Source organism: Bacteroidota bacterium (assembly GCA_030706565.1).
GTDB lineage: Bacteria > Bacteroidota > Bacteroidia > Bacteroidales > JAUZOH01 > JAUZOH01.
Genome location: JAUZOH010000246.1, coordinates 1 through 5787, shown reverse-complemented (window position 1 = coordinate 5787; position 5787 = coordinate 1). Strand labels below are relative to the sequence as shown.

General features: G+C 38.2%; 3 protein-coding genes. All 3 read left to right on the top strand.

Translation table 11 applies throughout. The features are described from left to right. The coding region (locus tag Q8907_11760) for a SusC/RagA family TonB-linked outer membrane protein (protein ID MDP4274944.1) at positions 1–2661 on the top strand (2661 nt) is incomplete at its 5' end. Between the two features lie 41 nt (positions 2662–2702). Beyond that, entirely contained in the window at positions 2703–4664 is a 1962-nt protein-coding gene (locus Q8907_11755; GenBank protein MDP4274943.1) for a RagB/SusD family nutrient uptake outer membrane protein, read from the top strand. 78 nt (positions 4665–4742) lie between these two features. Beyond that, a complete protein-coding gene (locus tag Q8907_11750) occupies positions 4743–5786 on the top strand; it encodes a DUF5017 domain-containing protein (protein ID MDP4274942.1) in 1044 nt (347 codons plus the stop codon). The last annotated feature ends 1 nt before the right edge of the window (position 5787 follow it).

Below are 5787 nucleotides of genomic sequence, written 5' to 3'. Positions count from 1 at the left end.
GCTAACGGAGTTATTATCATCAATACCAAAAGGGGTTCCATCGGCACTCCGACTGTAACTTATAATTTTTCATTGGGCTTTCAGCATGATGTGAACCGTGTAAAGGTCCTGAATCCTTATGATTTTGTAAAACTTCAGCTTGATCTGGACAGCATCGCAAGTACACCGGCTAACCCTGTAACCAGATTCCATCAGGTTTATCTGGATCCGACAAATGGCATAACGCTCGATTCCTATAAAAACCAAAAAGGTTATGACTGGCAGGATCTTATTATGCGAACCGGATATACTCAAAGTCATTCATTGAGTTTATCCGGGGGTACGGTGGCTACTAAGTATAATTTGGCAGCTTCGGTATTTGATCAGAAAGGAATCATAATCAATACAGGGATGAGCCGTTATGATGGCAAATTAAGCCTGGATCAGAAATTAAGCGATAATTTAAAATTAGATGTTTCGGCTTCGTTCGCCAATACAAGAAGTTATGGAACCATACCTTCAGCTGGCCAGAGTGGAAGTGTAATAGAAGGAATGTGGAAATACCGTCCGGTTACTGGCGTTAAAAATCAGGATTTATTGAATAATGCCATTGACAGTACTTCATTTGCTGATTTTAATAACGGTGCCACCCAGACTCTTGGCGATAATTCGATTAATCCTCTTATTCAGGCCCAAAATGAATATAGGGTCTCTACAAATAAAACCGGCTATGTAAATGCTTATTTGCAATATAATTTTTGGAATAATTTTATATTAAAGGTATCAGGCGGTTATAATGCTACCGGATCCAGGAATGAACAATTTTTTAATTCTAATACCCAGCAGGGTAATCTGTTTAAAAATAGTTCGGGTACCTATGTTAATACAAACGGCATCAATGCAAAATATGGTGATGCTTTAGTTCAGAATTATCTGAATGAAAATACACTGACTTATCACAATGAAGTTGTAAAAGGCCATGTTGTAGATGCTATGGCTGGTTTTACTTATCAATATGCAACAAGTCATGTCTATTCCCTGAGTGTGATCAATATTCCTCAGGCAACTGAATATTTAAAAATGGATGCCCTTTCTTCGGGTATTCCAAGTAGCGCCTTGGGAAGCACAACGTATTGGCAGATGTATTCTTTTTTAGGAAGGTTGAATTATGCTATTCATGATAAGTATTTGTTTACTGGTTCTTTGAGGGAAGATGGTTCTTCAAAATTTGCTCCCGGTAAACAATGGGGCTATTTTCCATCAGGTGCTTTTGCCTGGAGATTCTCCAACGAACCTTTCTTGAAGGTATTGAAACCTTTTCTTACTGATGGTAAATTACGTATCAGTTATGGTTCCGTTGGTAATAACCGTGTAAATGATTTTGCTTATTTATCCCAGTTCGGCGCATTACAAACTGCTATTGGTTATCCCTATAATAATTCCTATCAGATTGGAATTCAACCTTATTTCACCGCAAATAACAATCTGACCTGGGAAACTTCAAAAGAGCTTGATCTTGGCGCTGACCTTTCATTTTTGGATGATCGTATAAACATTACTGCGGACTACTACAATAAAAAGACTTCGAACTTTTTGATATCTGTTCCACTTCCGTCATTGGTGGGTTATGGAAGTACCACTCAATATCAGAATGCTGGAGACATTCAAAATCAGGGGCTGGAATTAACGCTAAATACCTTTAATGTTAAAACCAAAAATTTCAGATGGATTAGTAGTTTTAATATCAGTTTTAACAGAAGTAAGATATTAAGTTTCTATTCCGGATATGAGGTAAAAACCACAAATACAGGACTGTATGGAAGTCCCGTAGGTTGGATCGCCAGAGTTGGCAGCCCCATAGCTGAATTTTACGGATATAAATGGGCTGGATGTTACCAGTATTCGGATTTCGACAAAATGGCTAACGGGACATACGTACTGAAAAATGGGATTTCTACTTATTCCGCTAACGTTCAACCTGGTGATGCCAAATATGTTGATATCAATGGCGACGGTAAAGTTGATGCTAACGATCAAACGGTAATTGGACATCCATTGCCCATCAATACTGGTGGCTTTAACAATGACTTTTCATATAAGAATGTTTCATTGAACATATTTTTCCAGTGGAGTTATGGCAATGACATTATGAATGCAAATAAATTGGTATTTGATCAAAATGGTGGTTATTTCTTATATGGAAATCAATATGCTGACTATGTTAATCGTTGGACACCGACCAATCCTTCTAATAGTATCCCCCGTGCTAGATATAATGTCAAACAGGATGTTGACAATGTTTCCCGTATATCTTCCCGGCTTATTGAGGATGGTTCATTTCTCCGATTAAAAACAGTTTCTTTAAGTTATACGGTTCCTCAAAAATTTCTTAAAAAAATCAGGGTGAACAACCTCAGATTAACTGCTTCTGCTCAAAATCTACTTACTTGGACCAAATATTCCGGTGTCGATCCTGAAGTTTCCAATTTCAGGTCTATGAATCCTGCCGGCAGTCCTTGGGGTAGTACTGGAAATTCAAGTAACGTAACCGCAGCAAATATGGGAACAGGTTATTCTTATGTTCAGCCCAGTAGTAGTTATACCGCTTTGGCTCCTGGTTATGATTACTGCCCATATCCACGCGCTATTACTATTAATTTTGGTTGTAGTGTTACTTTTTAAATCCCAAAGCAGGTTAATCAATCAATATTAAAAATTATCTTATGAAAAATATTTGTAAAGCTGTTATTATTCTCCTGCTGATAACATTAGCAGGTACTTCATGCCAAAAAGATGTGAGCTTGACACCGAAATTTTTTATGCCGGTGACTTATGCTACGGAAGCTCAGTTGGATGCCCAGGTCGCCGGCATATATGGAACTTTAGAAGACGATCGTTTATATGGCCAGGGTTTATGGTCTTATTTCACTGGTGGTGCAGATGAGGGTTTCCGTACCGGCGTGAGTGCCACTACAGGCAATAATCCTTCATTATACAACGGTTCAAGCCAGGACCAAAATTTTTATAATTTCTGGAGATATTTGTATGCAGGCATTGAAAGATCAAATATTGTTCTGAATGTTATTGATAAAACTCCTTTCTCAAGTGAGGATAAAAGAAAGAGATATAAGGGCGAGGCTAAGTTTTTGAGAGCTTATTTCTATTACTTACTTGTTAGTTATTATGGTGATGTTCCTTTAAAAACGCAAACATCGGTTAGTATGGGAACTGACTTTAATTTACCCAGAAATCCTTCAAAAGATGTTTATAACTATATCCTGGATGAGATGAAATCTGCTGATACTCTGGTTGAAACTATGCCTATAGCCAAAACGCCTACTATTGTTACCCAGTCAGCAGTCGAATCGATTTTAGCCAGGGTATGTCTGTCGATGGCTGGAAATCCGGTAAATGATGTTAGCAAATATAATGATGCATTATTTTGGGCACAAAAAGTGATTAATTCCAATGTCCATTCCTTGAATACAATTCCAGTTTCTTTTAAATTGCCAAATAACTCGACTCCCACGGTTACCTCTGCATATAGCCGTTTGTTTATCAATAATATGCAAAACAATATGAATGATAACAATACTGCCGAAGGAATTTGGGATGCAGCCTTTCTTTCAAAATCAAATACTTCCGGGGTCTTCCAAAGTACGGGGTATCCTGTAACCCAGCAATTGGGTGCATTGATGGGGGTTACTAACCCGGACGCAACTGCTTCCTCACCTATGGGATATTCAAGTGGAAGTTACAGGGGATTTCCAAGGCTTTTTAATCTGTATGGTTCAGGTGATTTAAGAAGAGATTGGGTTTTTGGACCTTATATATATAGAAATATTGGGACTTCTTCATCTCCTGTTTATTCGGCCACACAATATCCTCTTTTACAGGTAAGTATTACCGGTGGCAATGGTACTGGCGCTTCAGCGACAGCTTATACTTCAAGTACCGGTGCAATTACATCTGTAGTTGTTGATAATCCTGGTACAGGCTACACTTCGGCTCCTACAGTGACATTTATAGCTTACAATACCAACGTGGGCCCCAATCAGGCTGTAACGGGCTCAAATGTTGCAACCGCAACAGCCGTTGTAAGTGGGGGAAAAGTAACTGCTATTAATATTATAAAGGGAGGTGCTGGTTATCCAACAATTTATGATCATCCTATCGCAAAATGGAGAAGGGAATATGAAGTTAATGTTCCTCCAATCAGGCAACAAAATTATACCTCCTGCAATTTTCCGATTATTCGATATGCTGATGTGTTATTAATGGCCGCTGAAGCTGATTTACAGGTTAACGGAGGCAGTCCAAGTGCCCAGGCTGTCGAATATTTTAATGAGGTGCGAAGAAGAGCTTATGGTTATTCGGATGTGAAGGCTGCAGTACCTGGATTTGATGTTAATACATTCACAATGCAGGATATAATGGATGAACGTACCAGGGAACTTTGTTTCGAAGGCCTTCGTTATCATGATTTAGTTCGTTGGGGAATGATGAAGACTGCAATGCAAAATGTAATCAATGATAATTCAGCTAATTGCCCAAGTAATTATTCTGCACAGGCAAATTTATCTGCTAATAATTTCCTGGCCAATCCTGCTAAATATTCAATATTCCCTATACCCAATAATGAATTAATGTATGATGCTGAATTAACACAAAATGCTTACTGGTAGTGTATTTATCAAAATCCCATTCGTGGTTCGTAATATTAAAACCACGAATGGTTTTTTAAACTTTAAAAAATTATCCTTATGAAAAAACATATTTTATTTTCAATTATTACCTTTTCCTTTACCCTGGCCTTCGTAAATTGTTCAAGGATGGAAATAGAAGCACCTGATGGTTTTAGTGCGGTTCCGACAGATTCTGTATTTACCGTAGGGGATACCGTTAAATTTAATTTGACCGGAAGCCCGGATCAGGTTGAGTTCTTTTCAGGAGAACCGGGAATGAATTATGCAAACATTAACCGCACCAGCGATGGTTCTGGTTACGCTAAATTGGTTTTCCAAACATCCCTGCAACAAGGGGTATTGACTAACGGTGATTCATTGCAGTTGTTGATTTCTACTAATCTTAACGGTTACGATAAGAATAGCGTTGCCAATGCCACTTGGACGGACATTACCAATCGTAATACAAAATGGCCTTCCAAAGTATCCACCTCTTTCACAACCTCTGATTCTGTAAATCTTTCTGATTTTATTAATGCAGATTCTGTTAATATTGCTTTCCGTTATAAAGGTAAAAAGAGTGCATCGGCCCAGCAAAAATGGAAGATTCAGGGATTCTCCCTTGTCCACAATTTACCGGATGGGACTAAAACCGGATTATTTGCAGGCCCCCAAATTTCTTCCGGTTATGCTACTTCCGCTTTTGCATATACAGGTTGGGTACAGGTCAGTTTTAAAAATGATACTACAACGGGATATAATGTCTGGAATGTTGGAACAGCCGGATTTTCATCTGCTTCAAGTGTCAAAACGGCAAATGGCGTAAGTATAACTAATGTATATCCTCTTGTGTTTGATCCTGGGACCTCTACTAATGATGAGGAGAATGACGACTGGGTAATTACTTCTAAAGTAAGCCTGAAACAAGTAAAACCTGATATGGGAAATAATATTAAAAATCAAATGGGAGTTACGTTAACAAGTTTCAATGCCCTTCCCACTTTTTATTATAAAGCCCCTGGAACATATACGGCAACATTTGTGGCTATAAACCGTGATGTTGATAAATCTTGTCAGACTATAAGACAAGTTCAGGTAAAGATTCTTCCTAAATCTAAATAAT

Excerpts from the sequence above, each read along its gene's own strand:
- Q8907_11755 (MDP4274943.1), top strand. The coding sequence starts at position 2,703 with ATGAAAAATATTTGTAAAGCTGTTATTATTCTCCTGCTGATAACATTA.
- Q8907_11750 (MDP4274942.1), top strand. The coding sequence starts at position 4,743 with ATGAAAAAACATATTTTATTTTCAATTATTACCTTTTCCTTTACCCTG.